Source organism: Nocardioides cremeus, assembly GCF_030518195.1.
Classification (GTDB): Bacteria; Actinomycetota; Actinomycetes; order Propionibacteriales; family Nocardioidaceae; genus Nocardioides; species Nocardioides cremeus.
On the sequence record NZ_JAULSC010000016.1, the window covers coordinates 85,940 to 104,595 of the forward strand.

An 18,656-nucleotide genomic window follows, 5' to 3' on the forward strand; every position below is an offset into this window, starting at 1 on the left:
CCGCTCATCGGCAGATGAGTGCGCTTCGGTCTCGATAGGGACACATCCAGTTACAGGGCCTGCGACACGCTCGACATGTTGAAGTCGGGCACCCGCAGCGCCGGGGTGGCGGTGCGGCTGAAGTAGTCGTCGCCCCACTCGCGGCTGAAGCTGGGCACCGTGGCCGAGGCCGCCGAGAAGCGCTGCAGCAGGTCGACCGGGCTCTCGTTGAAGCGGAAGTTGTTGACCAGGCCGCGCACCTCGCCGTCCTCGACCAGGTAGACCCCGTCGCGGGTCAGGCCGGTGAGCAGCAGGGACTGCGGGTCGACCTCGCGGATGTACCACAGGCAGGTCAGCAGCAGGCCGCGCTCGGTGCCGGCGACGAGGTCGTCGAGGCGTCCGGCGCCGCCGTCGACCTCGAGCACCAGGTTGTCGACGTACGGCGTCACCGGCTGGTCGGTGAGCCGGGCGGAGTGCCGGGTCTGCGCCAGCGCCTCGAGCCGGCCGTCGCGGATCCAGTCGGTGCGCGCCAGGCCGAGCCCGTTGTCGAAGACCGAGGTCTCGTTGGAGGAGGCGGTGGCGGTCACGAAGGGCGCGCACTCCAGGCCCGGGTGGGCGGGATCGGAGTAGAGGTGCACCCCCGAGGAGGCCACCTGCTCGCCGATGCGGGTGCCGCCGCCGCGGCCGCTGAAGACCGACTGGCCCTCGTGGGCCACCCGTGCCCCGGCGGCCCAGTAGGTCGAGACCAGGAGGTCGGCGACCGAGGACGGTGGGAGGATCGTGTCGTAGCGACCCGCGGGCAGGTCGTGGCGCCCGCGGGCACCCCAGCCGAGCCGCTCGGCGACGGCGGCGTCCATGGCGAGCGCGTCGACGTCGCTCACGTCGCGGGTGGCACCGCCGACCCAGGCGCTCTGCGTGAGGGCGGCGTCCTTGCCGGTGCAGCCGTAGTGCCCGGTGGGCTGGACGTGGCGCAGCCGCAACCCGGTCGTCGAGCCCAGGTAGGTGGTGGCGATCTCGTGGCTGATGAAGCCGTAGAGCACCCGGGCCTCGGCGCGAGCACGTCCGAAGGCCTCGCCGAGCGCGGGCGCGAAGGCCGAGTAGGTGTGCACGTCGGTGGTCACCGGTGCCTCCTCCCAGTCGGGCGAGACGCGGTCGCGCACCAGCTCGGCGGCGTCCTCGGCCGGGTCGGCGCTGCGGGCCGCGGCGTCGGCCGCGCGCACCAGCTCGGTGACCTGCGCCTGGGTGGTCGCGGTCGAGGACACCGTGCCGGTGCCCACCCCCTCGGGTCCGCGCACGAACGAGACGACACTGACCTGCACCCCGTGGGCGACGCCGTTGGTGGTCAGGGTGTTGTTGGCCCAGCGCAGGTTGGCGCTGGTGGTGTCGCGCACGAGCACGACGCAGTCGTCGGCCACGCTCGCGGCGAGGCCCTGCTCGACGAGCGACTGCGGAGTGGCGGTGTGGCCGGCGTGGGTCGGGGAGGTCATCAGTGACCCGCCTCCTCGGTGGTGTTGAGGATCCGCACGTCGCGGAAGAGCGAGGTCGGGCAGCCGTGGCTGACCGAGGCGACCTGGCCGGGCTGGGCCTTGCCGCAGTTGAAGGCGCCGCCCACGACGTAGGTCTGCGGGCCGCCGACCGCCTCGAGCGAGCCCCAGAAGTCGGTCGTGGTGGCCTGGTAGGCCACGTCGCGCACCTGGCCGGCGAGCTCGCCGTCGACGATGCGGTGGAAGCGCTGCCCGGTGAACTGGAAGTTGAAGCGCTGCATGTCGATCGACCACGACCGGTCGCCCACCACGTAGATGCCGCGCTCGACCCTGCTGATCAGCTCTTCGGTGCTCGGGCCGTCGGGGGCGGGCTGCAGCGACACGTTGGCCATCCGCTGGATCGGCACGTGGCCGGGGGAGTCGGCGTACGCGCAGCCGTTGGAGCGGCCCTGCGGGTGGTCGGGGCCGGCCAGCTCGGGCTTCATCGCGGCCATCGAGCGGTCGAGCTGGTAGCCCACGAGCACGCCCCCAAAGACGATGTCCCACGACTGCGCCGCGACCCCCTCGTCGTCGTAGCCGACCGTGGCCAGCCCGTGCGGCGTGGTGCGGTCACCGGTCACGTGCATCACCGGCGAGCCGTAGCGCAGCGAGCCGAGCTGGTCGTAGGTGGCGAAGGAGGTGCCGGCGTAGTTGGCCTCGTAGCCCAGCGCCCGGTCGAGCTCGGTGGCGTGGCCGATCGACTCGTGGATCGTCAGCCACAGGTTCGAGGGGTGCACCACGAGGTCGTAGCGACCCGCCTCGACGCTCGGTGCCGCCAGCTTCTCGGCCAGCAGGTCGGGCACCTCGTCCACCTCGGCGTCGAAGTCCCAGGCGACCCCGGGCGAGCCCACGACGTACTCCCAGCCCCTGCCCACCGGGGGCGCGAGGGAGGCCATGGAGTCGAAGAGGTCGCCGCGCGAGCCCATCGCCTCGAAGCCCGGCTGCAGCCGGACCCGCTGCTGGGTGGTGCGGGTGCCGTGCAGGTCGGCGTAGTACTTGTTCTCGCGCACCGCGCTGAGGAACGACGAGGCGTGCTCGACGCCGGGGTGCTCGCGCAGGCGTCGGGTCCAGCCGACGAGCACCTCGGCCTTCTCGGCGGTCGGTACGTCGATCGGGTCGACCTCGTGCTCGGAGATCCAGGTGACGTCGTCATACGTCGGCTCGGGCGCGAGCTCGACGGGGGTGCTGGTCATGGCCGCGGCGACCTCGGCCACCGCGACGGCCTGCTCGGCGACCCTGCGGGCCTCGTGGTCGGTGAGCAGCACCCCGGAGGCGAAGCCCCACGCGCCGCGGTGGACGACCCGCACGGCGAAGCCCACGTCGACGGAGTCGTCGGCGGCCTGCAGCACGCCGTCGCGAGCAGTGAGGTCCTGGTAGCGCACCCGCTCGAAGCGGAAGTCGGCGTGGCTCACGCCGAGCTCGGCGGCCCGGGCCAGGGCGACCTCGCCGAGGCGGCGGTGCGGCAGAGCCTGGAAGGTCGGGTCGAGGCGGGGTCCGCTCATGGAGGTGAACCTACAGACCGGCCGCCGCGACCACGAGGCTCGACCCGGCGCGCGACTTGTGCACCCGCAGCTGGGTGGGGATCCGGTCGCGCATCTCGGCGACGTGGCTGACCACGCCCACCACCCGGCCGCCCTCGCGCAGCGAGTCGAGCACGTCCATCACGTCCTCGAGGGTCTCGGCGTCGAGGGACCCGAAGCCCTCGTCGACGAAGAGCGTGTCGAGCTCGGCGCCACCGGCCTCGGCGGTGATGACGTCGGCCAGGCCCAGCGCCAGGGCGAGGGAGACCACGAAGGTCTCGCCGCCCGAGAGGGTGGCGGGGTCGCGGGCCTCGCCGGACCAGTCGTCGCGCACCCGCAGGCTCAGCCCGCCCCGGGTCTCGCCGGCCCCGCGCTGGGCGGTGTGCTCGAGGCTGTAGCGGTGCTCGGACATGCGGGCCAGGCGCTCGTTGGCGGCCGCCACCACCTGCGAGAGCCGGTAGGCCAGGACGTAGGCGGACAGGCGCATCTGCAGGTGGTTGTCGGCCGAACGGCCCTCGACGAACGTGCCCAGCCGGGTCGCCAGCGCCAGGTCGGCGCGCAGCGGGGCCCAGGCCCGCAGCCGCTCGGCCAGTCCGGCGGCCAGGCCGTCGAGCCGCTCGTGGCGGGCGGCGAGCGTGGCGACCTCGGCACCGACCTCCTCGGCGTGGCGTCGCGCGGCCTGGTGCGCCGCCTGCAGGCCGGGCAGGAGCTCCGGGTCGGGGTCGGCAGAGGAGGGGGCCGGCCCGTCCGGCAGCTCGTCGAGCCGGCGGGCCACCTCGGCCAGCACCTGCTCGACCCGGTCGAGACGGCGCTGGTGCTCGCCGGTGCGCTGCTCGAGGGCACGCACCTCCGCCTCGTCGGCGTACGCCGCCTCCGCGGCCGCGACGTCGGCGAAGGCCTGCTGCTGAGCGGCCTGCTCCGCCGCGTGGTGGGCCTCGTCGGCTGCCTGCCGCGCCGCGCCGAGCGCGTCGAGGGCGGTGGCCAGCCCCTCGGCGGCGCGGGACCGCGCGCGGTGGTGCTCGACCAGCGACTCGAGCCGCCGGTGCAGCTCGTCGGCGTCGTCGGCCTCGTCGCTGTCGGTCTCGGCCCCGGCGCCGACCAGCACGTCGCGGACCTCGGCGCGGGTCGCCGTGACCTCCTGGTCCAGCGCCGCGATCGCGGCCTCGCGGCCGGCCCGGTCGGCCAGCAGGGCGGTGTGGCGTCGTGTGGTGTCGGCCAGCGACTGCTCGAGGGCGGTGAGCCGCTCGGCGGCGGTGCTCCGGGCGGCGCGTGCCGACTCGGCCTCGGTGAGCTCGGCGCGCAGCCGGGCGGACTCGTCGAGGAGCTCGGCGCGGCCCTGCCCGCCGGTGCGCGCGCGCTCGACCTCGAGGCGGGTGAGCAGGTCGCGGTGGCGGCCGTCGAGCAGGTGCTCGTGGGTCTTGGCGTCGTCGAGGTCGCGCTGGGCGGCACGCTCGGCGCCCGCGTCGGCCGCGCCCGGCGCGGCGACCGCCTTGGCGGGGTGCTCGGCGGAGCCGCAGACGGGGCAGCAGCCGCCGACGGCCAGTGCGCCGGCGAGCTCGGCGGCCATCGCCTCGATGCGGGCCTCGCGGACGCCGAGCAGGTGCTCGTGGGCCTGAGCGGCCGCCTCGCGGGCCGCGAGCCACTCGAGCCGGGCCTGCTCGGCCGCGGCGGTCAGCGTGGTGACCTGGTCGTGGGCGTCGATGCGTGCCTGCACGACTTCGAGCCGGTCTGCGAGCCCGTCGCTGCGCTCGGCCCGGGCGAGCAGGTCGGCATGCTGCTCGCGCGCCTCGTGGACGGCGGCGGGCAGGCGGGCCAGCTCGGCCTCGAGCTCGTCGACCTGGTGCAGGTCGCGCTCGTGGCGGTCGCGCAGGTCGTCGAGACGCAGCGCGGTGTCGTGGAGGCGGCGCAGGCGCGGGCGCACCGCCTCGAGCGTGCTGAGGGTGGCGCGGGCCTCCTCGTGGGTCGCGGCCAGGGCGACACGGTCGTCGAGAGGGTGCTCGTCGCCCCACGTGAGCCTCGCCGCCCTCTCGCAGGCGTCGACGCGCGAGGCGGCCGAGCCGACCCGCTCGTCGGCGCGTCTGGCCAGCCGGGCCAGCGGCACCACCACGGCTGCGCGGCGGGCGCCGGCGAGCCGCTCGAGGTCGGCCTGCTGGCGTGGCGCCGCGTCGACGAGTGCGCGCTGCTCGGCGAGCGCACCGCTGCGGCGCTCGTGCAGCGCGATGCGCTCGCGGGCCAGGTCGAGGACCCGCGCGGCCTCGTGCTCGGCGGCGGCGGCCCGCTCGAGGTCGACCTTGCGGCCGGTCAGGGCCTGCGCGGTCGAGGCGGTGAGGTGGTCGGCCCACGCCTGCAGGCTGCCGTCGTCGGCCAGCAGCCCCAGCTGAGGAGCCAGGTCTGCCGCCTCGTCACCGCAGGCGCCGGGGAGGTCGGCGCGGGCAGCCTCGCTGAGCCTGCTGGTGAGGTCGGCGACCTGCTCCTCGACCTCGTCGGAGCAGCGCCGCAACCGCACCCGGCGCTCCTTGAGCCAGGCCTCCACCTGCTCGAAGCGACCGGTGCGGAAGAGCTGCTGGAGCAGCCGGTGGCGCTCGTCGGAGCGTGCGCGCAGAAAGGCCTGGAACCGGCCCTGGGGGAGCAGGGCCACCTGGGTGAACTGGACCAGGTTCATGCCCAGCAGGTCACCGACGAGGTAGCCGGTCTCGTCGAGTCGCGTCGACAGGGTCTCCCACTGCTCGTCGCGGCGCTCGGCCAGCACCACGTGGGCGGGCTCGGTGGTGGTGCCGGTGCCGCGCTTCTTGGGCCGCTCCCAGGCCGGCGAGCGGACCAGCCGGAAGCGCCGGCCGGAGACGGTCAGCTCGAGCTCGACACGCGGGGCCACCCCGGGGGCGGCCTGGTCGCAGCGCAGGCGCTTGGCGCTCGAGCGCTCACCCGGCACGTCGCCGTAGAGCGCGAAGCACACGGCGTCGAGCACGCTGGTCTTGCCGGCGCCGGTGGGGCCGGTGAGCAGGAACAGCCCGCTCTCGCTGAGCCGGTCGAGGTCGACCTCGACGGTGGCGGGGAACGGCCCGAAGGCGGTGACCTCGAGGCGGTGCAGGCGCATCAGCCGGCCTCGCTCTCTCGGGACCGCGTGACCGGGTCGGCGGTGGAGTCCTCGCAGCACGACTCGACGGCCTCGCGCAGCAGCGCGCTCTCGTCGTCACTGGGGCCGGTGCCGCGCACGGTGCGCACGAAGTCGGCGACCACGTCGTGGTCGCTGCGACCGGTGCTCGGGCGCGCCGGGAGGGCGCCGAGGCCGGGGACCCGGCCCTCGAAGGAGAGCACCATGGTGTGCGGGAAGCGGCGGCGCAGCCGGTCCATCGCCTGCACCGGGCGCTCGGCGTCGGTGAGGCTCACCTGCACCCAGGAGCGCTCGTGGCGCTCGAGCGCCGGGTCGGACAGCAGCTCCTCGATCGTGCCGCGCAGGCGGGCCAGCGGGCGCGGCACCGGGGCCTCGACGAACTCGGTGTCGCGGACGCCGTCGGGGCCCAGGTCGATCAGCCAGGACCCCTTGAGGTGCGTGGCCTCGGAGAAGGAGTAGGCCAGCGGGGAGCCGGAGTAGCGCACGGTCTCGGAGAGCACGTGGCGCCCGTGCAGGTGGCCCAGCGCGGTGTAGTCGACGCCCTCGAAGAGCGAGGTCGGCACCAGCGAGACGCCGCCGACGCTGATGTCGCGCTCGGAGTCGCTGGGACGCACCGCGTCGACGGAGCCACCCACGAACGCGTGCGCCATCACCACCGAGCGTGCCCGGGGCCGGGTGGCCAGGTCGGCGCGCACGCGACGCATCGCCTCGCCGAGCGCCGCCTGGTGGGAGCGCGCACCCAGGCCCCACGGCTCGCGCACCGCGTCGGGGTCGAGGTAGGGCAGTGCGTGCACCGCGACCTCGCCGTGCTCGTCGCCGAGCAGCACCGGGGTGCCGACGCCGCCCGGGTCGGTGCGCAGGTGGACGCCCGCCGCGTCGATCAGCCTCGAGCTGAAGCCCAGCCGGCGCGCGGAGTCGTGGTTGCCGCTGCTGATCACGACCCGGGCGCGCGACGCGGCGAGCCGCGACAGCGTCTCGTCGGCCAGGCGGACGGCGTCGACCTGGGGCAGGGCCCGGTCGTAGACGTCGCCGGCGACCAGGACCGCGTCGACCTGCTCGCTCTCGACGACCTCGAGCAGGTGGTCGAGGTAGGTGGCCTGGTGCGTGAGCATCCCCTCACGGTGGAAGGACCGGCCCAGGTGCCAGTCGGAGGTGTGCAGGATGCGCATGCCCCAGACGCTAGGAGGGGCCACCGACAACGAGGTGGTCCCACGCCGCGGGGGCGCTGGCAGGCTGGTCACATGGGACAGGACCGGGTCGTCGTGGTGGGTGCCGGGATCAGTGGCGTGGCGTGTGCCCGCGAGCTGCGGGACGCGGGGGTGGGCGTGCGCCTGCTCGACCGCGGACGGCGCCTCGGCGGGCGGATGGCCAGCCGCCGCTTCGACGGCCGCCCGGCCGACATCGGCGCGTCGTACCTGACGGTGGGCGACGACGACTTCGCCGCCGTCGTCGAGCAGTGGCGCGCCGCCGGGCTGGCCCGGCCCTGGACCGACACGTTCACCGCCCTCACGCCCGGCGCCGAGCCCGAGAGCAAGCAGGGGCCGGTGCGCTGGGGCACCCCGGGCGGCATCCGGACCCTGGTCGAGGCACTCGCCGACGGGCTCGACGTCGTGGCCGGCCACGAGGTGGGCCGGGTCGCCCGCGGCGGTGACGGCGGCCTCGAGGTCGACGGGCAGCCGGCGGGCGCTGTCGTGCTCGCCATGCCCGACCCCCAGGCGGCCCGGCTGCTCGACCCCGCCACGCACCCGAGCGTGCACACGGCGCTGGACGTGGACTTCGAGCCGGTGCTGGCGCTCACCGCGACGTACGCCGAGCGCTGCTGGCGCGACCTGCCGCACGGCGCCTTCGTCAACGACGACCCGGCGCTGTCGTGGATCGCCGACGACGGACGGCGGCGCGGTGACGACGCGCCGGTGCTGGTCGCCCACTCCACGCCCGGGCTGGCGGGCCGGCACCTCGACGACCCGGCCGCTGCCGGGCCCGCGCTGGTGGAGGCGCTGGGCCGCCTGGTCGGGGCGGCGCAGCAGCCGGTGCAGACCCACGTGCACCGGTGGAGCCTGGCGCGCCCGGCCCGCGGCCGCGAGCACGCGACGTACCTGCTGACCGACGACCTGCTCGGCGTGTGCGGCGACGCCTGGTCGGCCAGGCCGCGCGTCGAGGGGGCCTGGCTCAGCGGTCGGGACCTGGGCCGCGAGCTGGTGCGCCGGCTGGGCTGAGCCGAGTTCTGAGCTGAGTCCTGAGCGCAGCGCGACACGCCGCCACGGATCTTGTCTTGAACCATTCCAGACAAGTCGGGCATAGTGGGGGCCATGACGACCAGCGACGCCGCGCCTCTGTCCGAGGACGTGCCTGCCGGCACGGGCGCCGGCACCTTCGAGGCGATGCTGCGTGCTGCCTCGTTGCGCGTGACCCGCCCCCGTGTCGCGGTGCTCACCGCCGTGCAGGAACGTCCGCACAGCGACACCGACACGATCCTGCGCAGCGTGCGCGCCGACCTGGGCGAGGTCTCGCACCAGGCGGTCTACGACGTGCTGCGGGCGCTCACCACCGCCGGGCTGGTGCGCCGCATCCAGCCCGCCGGCACCGTGGCCCGCTACGAGACCCGTGTCGGCGACAACCACCACCACCTGGTGTGCCGCGGCTGCGGCGCGATCGTCGACGTCGCCTGCGCCGTCGGCGAGGCGCCCTGCCTCGACGCCAGCGAGCACCACGGCTTCGACATCGACGAGGCCGAGGTCGTCTATTGGGGCACCTGCCCCGCCTGCACCACCGCACGACCCTGAACCACCACCTGAACCACCACCCGAACCACCACCTGTCAGAGCGCGCACCCGTATGGAAAGGCAGTCAATGACCAACGACCAGGAGCGTTGCCCCGTGAGCGGCGCGGCCGAGGAGAGCGCCACCCAGAAGCACGGTGGCACCGAGAGCGAGAACCCGGGCATCCCGGGCCCGACCCCCCGCGAGGGCGTCACCCCGCGCAGCAACCAGGACTGGTGGCCCAACCGCCTCGACCTGTCCCCGCTGCGCGTGCACTCCTCGAAGGGCGACCCGCTCGGTCCGGACTTCGACTACGACCGCGAGCTCGAGAACCTCGACGTGGACGCGCTGAAGTCCGACGTCGTCGACGTGCTGCGCACCTCCCAGGACTGGTGGCCGGCCGACTTCGGCCACTACGGCGGCCTGATGATCCGGCTGAGCTGGCACGCCGCCGGCACCTACCGGCTCTTCGACGGCCGCGGCGGCGCCGGGCAGGGCATGCAGCGCTACGCCCCCCTCAACTCCTGGCCCGACAACGCGAACCTCGACAAGGCCCGCCGCCTGCTGTGGCCGGTCAAGCAGAAGTACGGCCAGAAGGTGTCGTGGGCCGACCTGCTCGTGCTCGCGGGCAACGTGGCGCTCGAGGACATGGGCTTCGAGACCTTCGGCTTCGCGTTCGGCCGTTCCGACGTGTGGGAGCCCGAGGAGGTCTTCTGGGGCGCCGAGGAGGAGTGGCTGGCCGATGGCCGCTACACCGGCGACGGCACCATGGTCGAGGACCTGGGCGCCACCGAGATGGGCCTGATCTACGTCAACCCCGAGGGCCCGCAGGGCGAGCCCGACCCGCTGAAGGCCGCGCACTACATCCGCGAGACGTTCGGCCGGATGGCGATGAACGACGAGGAGACCGTCGCGCTGATCGCCGGTGGCCACACCTTCGGCAAGACCCACGGCGCGGCGGTCGCCGACGACCACGTCGGCCCCGAGCCCGAGGCCGCCGAGCTCACCGAGCAGGGCCTGGGCTGGACCAGCCGCTTCGGCTCCGGCAAGGGCGCCGACGCGATCACCTCCGGCCTCGAGGTCACCTGGTCGCCCACGCCGACCCAGTGGAGCAACGGCTTCTTCGACATGCTCTTCGGCCACGAGTGGGAGCTCGTCAAGAGCCCCGGCGGTGCGTGGCAGTGGGAGGCCAAGGACGCCGAGGCGATCATCCCCGGCCCGACCGCGGACTCCCCGAAGCGCAAGCCCACGATGCTCACCACCGACCTGTCGCTGCGCATGGACCCGGCGTACGAGAAGATCTCGCGCCGCTTCCACGAGAACCTCGACGAGTTCGCCGACGCCTTCGCGCGCGCCTGGTACAAGCTGCTGCACCGCGACATGGGCCCGGTCGAGCGGCTGCGCGGGCCCTGGGTCCCCGAGGCCCAGCTGTGGCAGGACCCGGTGCCGGCGCTCGACCACGAGCTCGTGGACGACGCCGACATCGCCTCGCTGAAGAGCACCCTGCTCGAGTCGGGCCTGAGCCCGCAGCGGCTCGTCAGCACCGCGTGGGCCTCCGCCGCGTCGTTCCGCAAGACCGACCTGCGTGGCGGCGCCAACGGCGCCCGCCTGCGCCTGGCCCCGCAGAAGGACTGGGAGGTCAACGAGCCCCAGGAGCTCGCGACCGCCCTGTCCACCCTCGAGCGGGTGCAGCAGGAGTTCAACGACGCCCAGTCGGGCGGCAAGCGGATCTCGCTGGCCGACCTGATCGTCCTCGGCGGCGTCGCCGCCGTGGAGCAGGCCGCCCGCGAGGGTGGCGTCGAAGTCACCGTGCCGTTCCGCCCCGGGCGCACCGACGCGACGGCCGAGCAGACCGACGCCGACTCGTTCCGCTTCCTCGAGCCCCGCGCCGACGCCTTCCGCGGCTACCTGCGCAGCGGCGAGAAGATCCCGGCCGAGGCGCTGATGGTCGACCGTGCCTACATGCTCGACCTCACCGCGCCCGAGCTGACCGTGCTGCTCGGCGGCATGCGCAGCCTCGGGGCCACGGTCGGCGGTTCGCGCCACGGCGTGCTCACCGACCGTCCCGGTGTGCTCTCGACCGACTTCTTCGTCAACCTGCTCACGCCCGGCCAGCAGGTGAAGGCCTCGCGCGACGACGAGAACGTCTACGAGATCCAGGACACGGTGACCGGCGAGACCCGCTGGACCGCCACCGGCGCCGACCTGGCCTTCGGCTCGAACTCCGAGCTGCGGGCCCTCGCCGAGGTCTACGCCAGCGACGACGCGCGCGAGAAGTTCGTGCACGACTTCGTCGCCGCCTGGGACAAGGTGATGGAGGCCGACCGCTTCGACCGCGGCTGAGCCACAGCACGACCAGCTGCAGGACCCCCGTCGCCGGCAGGCGGCGGGGGTCCTGTGCGTCCGGGGCCTCGTTGCCGGATCAGCAGTAGCGCACGGCGCGCCGGCCGCGCACGAAGCCCCACAGGGCCAGCCCGCGCTCGGCGGCCAGGCGGGCCGACAGCGAGGTGGGCGCGCCGACGGCGACCAGCGAGCCGACGCCGGCCGAGACCGCCTTCTGCACCAGCTCGAAGCCGGCCCGACCGCTGACGACCAGGCAGGCCTCGGCGACCGGCTCGCCCGAGAGCAGCCGGGCGCCGGTGACCTTGTCGACGGCGTTGTGGCGGCCGATGTCCTCGCGCACCACCAGCAGCTCGCCGTCGGCGCGGGCCAGTGCGGCCGCGTGCACGCCGCCGGTGCGGTCGAAGACCCGCTGGGCCTCGCGCACCAGGTCGGGCAGGCGGCGTACGACGTCGGGTGTGGGCAGCGGGCCGGCCCAGGGCTCGGCGGCGGTCACCGAGAGCGCGTCGGCCACGCTGTCGGCGCCGCAGACGCCGCAGGCCGAGGAGCCCGCCGAGTGCCCCTCGTGGCGGTGCCCGGGCTCACGGGCGGGGGCGGAGTCGAGCGCCACCGTGACCACGTTGAACTCCTGCTCGCGGGTCAGGTCGGCGTCGGTGCAGTAGGCCACGCCGGCCAGCCCGGTGCCGGCGCCGAGCAGGCCCTCGTGGCGCACCCAGCCCGCGGCCAGCTCGAAGTCGTGCCCGGGGGTGCGCATGGTCACCCAGACCCGGCGGGCCGGCGCTCCCGGCCAGGTGAGCCGGACCTCGAGCGGCTCCTCGGTGGCCAGGCGGTCCTCGTGGCGGCGCACCTGGTCGCCGACGTGCTCCTCGACCCGGGTGCGCACGGTGGGGCCGGGGCGGCGGGCGAGACCGGTCATGCTCAGGCCTCCCGGAAGGCCCGGACCACCGCGAGGCGGTGCTCGAGCTCGTCGGTGGTGTCGACGACCCGCCGTCGCAGCGAGGAGTCGAGGTCCTCGCGCGCCAGCAGCGCGTGGGCCCGGCGCACGGTCGCCTCGTCGAGGCTGCTCAGCGGGAAGAACGCCTCGGCGACGTCGGCGAGCACCCAGCCGCTGTGCACCTCGGCCGTGCCGGGCAGCTCGTCGAAGTAGCGCTCGACGTAGGGCGCCAGCAGCTCCTCCTGGCCCGCGCGCCACATGCCCTCACCGGCCGCCTCGAGCTCGTAGTTGGGCGCCGTGGCAACGCCGCTGAAGCGCTCCCAGGCCCAGGCCTTGGCCTCGGGCGTGGGCAGCGAGGCGACGGCGCGGGTGTGCTCCACCCGCGAGACCGCGGTGGGCTCGGCCTCGAGGTGCGCGTCGAGCGACTCCCGGTCGACGGCCCCGAGCACGGCCAGGCGCACCAGCACCCGCCAGCGCAGCGCCAGGTCGAGCTCGACGCCCGGCGGCAGGTCGCGACCCATCAGCCAGCCCTCGAGCACCTCGGTCGAGGCGCACGAGGAGACCGCCGCCTGGTAGGCGGCCAGCTGCAGGGTCGAGCCGGCCTCGGCGGCGCGTGCGGCCGCCAGGGCGGCGACGTGCACCCGCGCCGACGCGGCGGCGGGGTCGGCGGCCAGCGGCACGACCTTCGCCAGCACCCAGCCCAGCGTGAACTGCACGGCGGCGTCCTGGTCCTCACCGACCAGCCACGGCTCGAGCAGGTCGAGCACCGCGTCGGGGGCCACGCGGGCGTGGTGGAAGGCGCTGCGCACCGAGTTCCACATGCCGGCGCGCAGCATCGGGTCGTCGGTCGAGGCGACCAGGTCGGGCAGCAGCGACATCGTCACGGGGTCGGGCTCGGTGACCGCCCAGGTGTCCTCGAAGGGGTCCAGCAGCACCGCCTCGCCGGCGCGGACGTCGTACGCCGTCTCGGCGGCGTCGACGACCAGCTCGCGCACCTGCCAGTCGGCGTCGTCGGGGCCGCGGGTGGCGGCACGCAGCGTGTGGGAGCGCTCGGCGGGGTGGTCCGCCGGCGGGGTGCGCAGCAGCCGGGCTGCGCCCGGGGCGTCGCCGGTGCCCCGGTCGAGGGAGATCCGGTCGGGCCCGGCGGTGACCAGCCAGCTGTCGGCGAACGCGGCGAGGTCGACCGCGCCGGCGCGGGTCCAGCTGTCGAGCAGGTCGTGCATGGTGGCGTTGCCGTAGAAGTGCCCGTGCAGGTGGTCGCGCACCCCGGCCAGGAAGACCTCGTCGCCCATCGTGGCGTTGAGCTGCTTGAGGATGCTGGAGCCCTTGGCGTAGGAGATGCCGTCGAAGTTCTGCAGCGCGGCGGTCGCGTCGTCCTCGCCGTTGCCGGCCACCGGGTGGGTGCTGGGGCGCTGGTCGGCCAGCAGGCCCCACTGGCGCCGGGCGTAGGCGTTCTGCACCCAGGCGTCGTCGTACTCGGTGACCGCGGCGGTGACCCGGTTGCCCATGTACTCGGCGAAGGACTCGTTGAGCCACAGGTCGTCCCACCACAGCGGCGTGGTGATGTTGCCGAACCACTGGTGGGCCATCTCGTGCGCGACGGTGGTGGCGCGCGAGATCCGCTGGCCGCGGGTGACCCGGCTGGTGAAGACCAGCGGGTCGCGGAACGTCACGCAGCCGGGGTTCTCCATCGCGCCGGCGTTGAACTCGGGCACGAAGGCCTGGTGGTAGTCGCCGAAGGGGTAGCGGATGTCGAAGAGCCGGTGCATCTCGTCGAAGGACTGCTTGGTCAGCGTGAGCAGCTCGTCGGCGTCGGCCTCGAGGTCGGCGGCGATCGACTGGCGGCAGGAGAGCCCGAGTGGGATGCCGTCGTGCTCGTCGCGCAGCAGGTGGTAGGGCCCGGCCACCAGGGTCACGAAGTAGGTCGACAGCGGCTTGCTGGGCTCGAGCTCCCACACGCCGGGCTCGGGGTTGCTGCCCGGGGCGTTGCCGACGACCACCCAGTCCTCGGGGGCGCGCACGTGGAAGGTGTAGGGCGCCTTGAGGTCGGGCTGGTCGAAGCAGGCGAAGATGCTGGGCGCGGCGTCCATGAACGACATGCCGTAGACGTAGTGCCGCCCGTCGGCGGGGTCGACCGAGCGGTGCAGGCCCTCGCCGTCGTTGCGGAAGGCCATCACCGCGTCGACGACCAGCTGGTTGGGGCCCTCGTCGGTCTCCAGCGGCACCCGGCCGCGCTGCAGCAGGTCGACGTCGACGGGCCGTCCGTTGAGGTGGATGCTGCGCACCGAGCGCGGCTTGAGGTCGACGAAGGTCCGCCCCCCGCGCGAGGTGAAGTCGAGGCGGGTGGTCGAAGCGAAGGTCTCCTCCGACGAGGCCAGGTCGAGCGTCACGTCGTACGACGTCACCTCGAGCAGCTCGGCCCGGGCGAGGGCCTCGCTGCGCTGCAGTCCACGGGCGGCGGTGGCGGGGTGCTGGTGGGTCACCAGCACACCCTAGGCGGACGGTCTCTTTACCTTTGGTAACGGTTCGGGACCGGCGCGGAGCGGGGGCAACCAAATCGGGGTACGCGGCGTCAACATGTCAGCGGGGCGTCCTCTTCGCCCCCACCTCACGGGAGGAACCACACGCGAATGAAGCGTTCACGCACTCGCCAGGGAAAGGCCCTGGCGTCCACCACCGCCGCAGTCGGACTGATGATCTCGGGGCTCGCCCTCTCCTCCGGGCCCGCCCAGTCCGCACCGGCGAACGACTGCGCCGCCCCGGTCGACGTCTCGACGCTCGCCGAGGGTGACACCCTGACCGCGCTCAGCGTGGTCAAGGGCACCACGCCCCAGGAGTTCACCGGCACCGTCGTCGGCACCATCGACGACGGCATCGCCGTCGGGCTCGACATGCTGGTCGTCGACTTCGAGGACCCCGACGCCTCCTCGGCGATGTCGAAGGCCGGAGGCATCTGGCAGGGCATGTCGGGCTCGCCCGTCTACGTCGGCGACCCGGCCGACGGCAACCTCGTCGGCGCGATCGCCTACGGGCTGTCGTGGGGCCCCTCGCCGGTCGCTGGCGTCACCCCCTTCAGCGAGATGGACGACTACCTCGACGCCCAGGCGCCCCGCCGGGTGCGCGTGGACGGCACCCAGGCCCGCGACATCGCCCGCGAGACCGGCTCGACGCGGGCCCAGGTCCAGGAGGGCTTCTCCCAGCTGCGGCTCCCGGTGGGCGTCAGCGGCATCTCGGGCAGCCGGCTGCAGCAGGCCCGCGAGGCCGCGGCCGAGCGCGACGCACGCTACTTCCGCGGCGGCGACATGACCGCGGTGCGCGGCGGGCGCGACGACGCCTCGCGCGCCACCGCCGACGACCTGGTCGCCGGCGGCAACATGGGCGCCTCCTTCTCCTACGGCGACATCACCTACGCCGGCGTCGGCACCGTCACCTCGGTGTGCGGCGGCCAGGTGGTCGGATTCGGGCACCCGATGGGCTTCCTGGGCGCGACCAGCCTGGGCCTGCACCCGGCCGACGCGCTCTTCGTGCAGCCCGAGTCGCTGGGCGCGCCGTTCAAGGTCGCCAACATCAGCCCGGCCGTGGGCACCGTCACCGACGACCGCCTGGCCGGCATCACCGGCGTGCTCGGCCCGCTGCCCGAGGCGATGACGGTCACCTCCGACGTGCAGTACGGGCTCCGCGAGCGCGCGGGCTCCACCGACGTGCACGTGCCCGAGTGGGCCGCCGAGGTCGCGTTCTCGCAGCACCTGGCCAACCACGACCGCGTGCTCGACGGCATCGTCGGCGGCACGTCGGCGATGGGCATCGTCGTGCAGGGCACCGACGAGGACGGTGCGCCCTTCTCCATCGACGCCTCCGACCTGTTCGTCGACGACCGGGACGTCGCCTGGGCCGCCGCGTGGGACATCGGCGACCTGGTCTGGGCGCTCTCGCGCATCTCGGATGCCAGCGTCGACTCGGTCGACCTCGACTCGGTGGTCACCGACGAGACCGGCACCCTGCGGGTCGTCGGTCTCGAGCAGCGCCTGGACCGCGAGTGGACGAAGGTCAGCAACCGTCGCCAGGGCGTCGTCGCCCAGGCCGGCAAGGTGCTGCGGCTGCGCGCGGTGCTGCGCGCCGAGGACGACACGCTCAGCCACGTCCCCTTCCGCACCCGGATCGCCGACCGGGCCCGCTCGGGCTACCTCTCGGTGACGGGCGGCGCGTGGGCCTGGACCAACCTCTACCGCGCCAAGACCGTGGCCAAGGTGGTCGAGGCCGTCGAGGCCGCTCCGCGCAACGACGAGGTCCTCTTCGAGCTGCGGCTGCGCCGCAACGGCGGCCGCCTCGAGCAGCCGACCGCGCCGCAGAGCGGCGTGGTGGAGGGCCGCAAGGGCTTCTTCGTCCAGGTCGTCAGCGGACGCCGCGGGCAGCGCTCGATGGAGGACTGCCGCGGTTGCTGATCTGCCGATGACCGGCTGCTGATCGGCTGCTCGTCGAGACGGCGGGGCGGGACCACCGGGTCCCGTCCCGCCGTTCCTATGCTGGGCCCATGGCAGCAGGGGAGTGCGCACGCGAGGACCGGGACCGGCTGCTGGAGACGGTGCGGACCTCCGTGATCGGTGAGGACCAGGTGATGGCCACGCCCTACGGTCCGCGCCGGGTCACCTACGCCGACTACACCGCCTCGGGCCGGGCGCTGTCCTTCATCGAGGACTTCGTGCGCGAGCAGGTGCTGCCCGCCTACGCCAACACCCACACCGAGTCCTCGGGCACCGGCCTGCAGACCACCCGGCTGCGCGAGGAGGCCCGCGAGACGATCCGCCGGGCGTGCGGGGGCGACGAGTCGAGCGTGGTGCTCTTCGCCGGCTCCGGCAGCACCGGCGCCATCGCCAAGCTCATCGGCGTGCTCGGCCTGCGGGTGCCCTCGGTCCTCGACGACCTGCACCGCCTCAGCGACCACATCCCGGCCGACCAGCGCCCGGTTGTCTTCGTCGGGCCCTACGAGCACCACTCCAACGAGGTGCCCTGGCGCGAGACGATCGCCGACGTCGTGGTCATCGCCGAGGACACCGACGGCCACATCGACCAGGACCTCCTGCGACGCCGGCTCGAGGAGCACGCCGACCGGCCGCTGCTGATCGGGTCGTTCTCGGCCGCCAGCAACGTGACCGGCATCCTCTCCGACACCGCCGGCATCGCCGAGGTGCTCCACGAGCACGGCGCGCTGTCGCTGTGGGACTTCGCCGCGGCGGCGCCGTACGTCGACATCGAGATGGGCGCGCTCGAGGGCCGGCCGCTGTCCTACAAGGACGCGGTCTTCTTCTCCCCGCACAAGTTCATCGGCGGCCCCTCGACCCCCGGGGTGCTGGTGGGGCGTCGCGAGCTGTTCGCCAACCGGGTGCCCGACGTGCCCGGCGGCGGCACGGTGGCCTACGTCAACGACGACGACCACCGCTACCTGGCCGACCCCACGCACCGCGAGGAGGGCGGCACCCCCGCCATCATCGAGTCGATCCGCGCCGGGCTGGTCGTCGGGCTCAAGCAGGTCGTGGGCACCGACACGATCCGCGAGCAGGAGGAGCGCCACCTCTCCCGCGCGGTCGCGGCCTGGCGCGAGGAGCCCGCCCTCGAGCTGCTGGGCAGCCTCGACGCGCAGCGGCTCTCCATCGTCTCGTTCGTGGTGCGCTCGCCGTCGGGGCGCTACCTGCACCACAACTTCGTGGTCGCGCTGCTCAACGACCTCTTCGGCATCCAGTCGCGCGGCGGCTGCTCGTGTGCCGGCCCCTATGGCCACCGGCTGCTGGGCATCGACCTCGAGCGCTCCGACGAGTTCGAGCGCGAGATCGCCGACGGCTGCGAGGGCATCAAGCCCGGCTGGGTGCGGGTGAACTTCAACTACTTCGTCTCCGACACCGTCGTCGACTACCTGGTCGAGGCGGTGCGGATGGTCGCCCGCGACGGGTGGCGGCTGCTGGGCGACTACCGCTTCGAGGTCGCCACGGGGCTGTGGCGCCACCGCGACGGGCTCGTCGAGCCGCCGCTGTCGCTGCGCCAGGTCTCGTACGCCGGCGGGGTGCCGCACATGCCGCAGCACCGTGAGCGCGGCGGCGAGGAGATGCTCGCCGAGCACCTGCGCGAGGCCAGGAAGGTGCTCGAAGCAGCCTCGGGAGCGGACCTGCCCGACCTCGGCGAGCACCCGGGGCAGGTCTCCGCAGACTTCGAGCACCTGCGCTGGTTCGACCTGCCCCGGCCCTGCCTGGCCTGACGAGCGGTCACTTTCGCACCACCCAGCAGTCACTTACGCACCACCCAGCGGTCACTTTCGCACCGCTCGGCGTACGTCGCTGCTGCCAACGCCCGGCTGACCGGTCGGCGGTGTGAAAGTGACGGCGGAATCAGGGGGCGGACGCAACACCGTTGGTGTGGTCTTCTTCGAGCAACTTAGCGAAGACCTCGGCGGGGGTGAGGTAGGCGAGTCGTTTGCGGGGGCGGTTGTTGAGTTCTTC

At 74.0% G+C, this 18,656-nt stretch carries 11 protein-coding genes; 5 read left to right on the forward strand and 6 right to left on the reverse strand.

The window, feature by feature from the left end; genetic code table 11:
- Window positions 1–50 precede the first annotated feature (50 nt).
- Genes QWJ41_RS15150 through QWJ41_RS15165 form a run of 4 tightly spaced genes read right to left on the reverse strand, consistent with a single transcriptional unit; the run spans window position 51 to window position 7,303 of the window.
- Window positions 51–1,466, reverse strand: coding sequence for a metallopeptidase TldD-related protein (locus QWJ41_RS15150; protein ID WP_302709240.1), 1,416 nt, complete (start codon window positions 1,464–1,466; stop codon window positions 51–53).
- Window positions 1,466–3,004 carry a TldD/PmbA family protein gene (locus QWJ41_RS15155; protein ID WP_302709241.1) on the reverse strand — a complete coding sequence of 513 codons (1,539 nt, stop codon included), beginning with the start codon at window positions 3,002–3,004 and terminating at the stop codon, window positions 1,466–1,468. Before QWJ41_RS15155 ends, QWJ41_RS15150 begins: the two co-directional genes overlap by 1 nt.
- Window positions 3,005–3,014: 10 nt before the next feature.
- Window positions 3,015–6,116, reverse strand: coding sequence for an AAA family ATPase (locus tag QWJ41_RS15160; RefSeq protein WP_302709242.1), 3,102 nt, complete (start codon window positions 6,114–6,116; stop codon window positions 3,015–3,017).
- Entirely contained in the window at window positions 6,116–7,303 is a 1,188-nt protein-coding gene (locus QWJ41_RS15165; RefSeq protein WP_302709243.1) for an exonuclease SbcCD subunit D, read from the reverse strand. Before QWJ41_RS15165 ends, QWJ41_RS15160 begins: the two co-directional genes overlap by 1 nt.
- 72 nt (window positions 7,304–7,375) lie before the next feature.
- On the opposite strand from QWJ41_RS15165, the gene QWJ41_RS15170 reads away from it, so the two are divergent.
- The 3 genes from QWJ41_RS15170 to katG all read left to right on the forward strand — a co-directional run bounded on the left by QWJ41_RS15170 (window position 7,376) and on the right by katG (window position 11,237).
- A complete protein-coding gene (locus QWJ41_RS15170; RefSeq protein WP_302709244.1) occupies window positions 7,376–8,350 on the forward strand; it encodes an NAD(P)/FAD-dependent oxidoreductase in 975 nt (324 codons plus the stop codon).
- Between the two features lie 165 nt (window positions 8,351–8,515).
- Window positions 8,516–8,917, forward strand: coding sequence for a Fur family transcriptional regulator (locus QWJ41_RS15175; protein WP_302709257.1), 402 nt, complete (start codon window positions 8,516–8,518; stop codon window positions 8,915–8,917).
- A 52-nt stretch (window positions 8,918–8,969) separates the two neighbouring features.
- Complete coding sequence (gene katG, locus QWJ41_RS15180) at window positions 8,970–11,237, forward strand: catalase/peroxidase HPI (protein WP_439117333.1); 2,268 nt, start codon at window positions 8,970–8,972, stop codon at window positions 11,235–11,237.
- Window positions 11,238–11,316: 79 nt separating this feature from the next.
- Here katG and QWJ41_RS15185 read toward each other — a convergent pair whose 3' ends face one another.
- On the reverse strand, window positions 11,317–12,150 hold the full coding sequence (locus tag QWJ41_RS15185) for a formate dehydrogenase accessory sulfurtransferase FdhD (protein ID WP_302709246.1): 834 nt from the start codon (window positions 12,148–12,150) through the stop codon (window positions 11,317–11,319).
- Window positions 12,151–12,152: 2 nt separating this feature from the next.
- A complete protein-coding gene (pepN, locus tag QWJ41_RS15190; protein ID WP_302709247.1) occupies window positions 12,153–14,651 on the reverse strand; it encodes an aminopeptidase N in 2,499 nt (832 codons plus the stop codon).
- Window positions 14,652–14,861: 210 nt separating this feature from the next.
- Between pepN and QWJ41_RS15195 the strand changes: the two genes are divergently transcribed.
- Together QWJ41_RS15195 and QWJ41_RS15200 are read left to right on the forward strand one after the other, a co-directional pair.
- Complete coding sequence (locus QWJ41_RS15195) at window positions 14,862–16,610, forward strand: hypothetical protein (protein WP_302709248.1); 1,749 nt, start codon at window positions 14,862–14,864, stop codon at window positions 16,608–16,610.
- Window positions 16,611–16,699: 89 nt separating this feature from the next.
- Complete coding sequence (locus tag QWJ41_RS15200) at window positions 16,700–18,415, forward strand: aminotransferase class V-fold PLP-dependent enzyme (protein ID WP_302709249.1); 1,716 nt, start codon at window positions 16,700–16,702, stop codon at window positions 18,413–18,415.
- Window positions 18,416–18,656 lie beyond the last annotated feature (241 nt).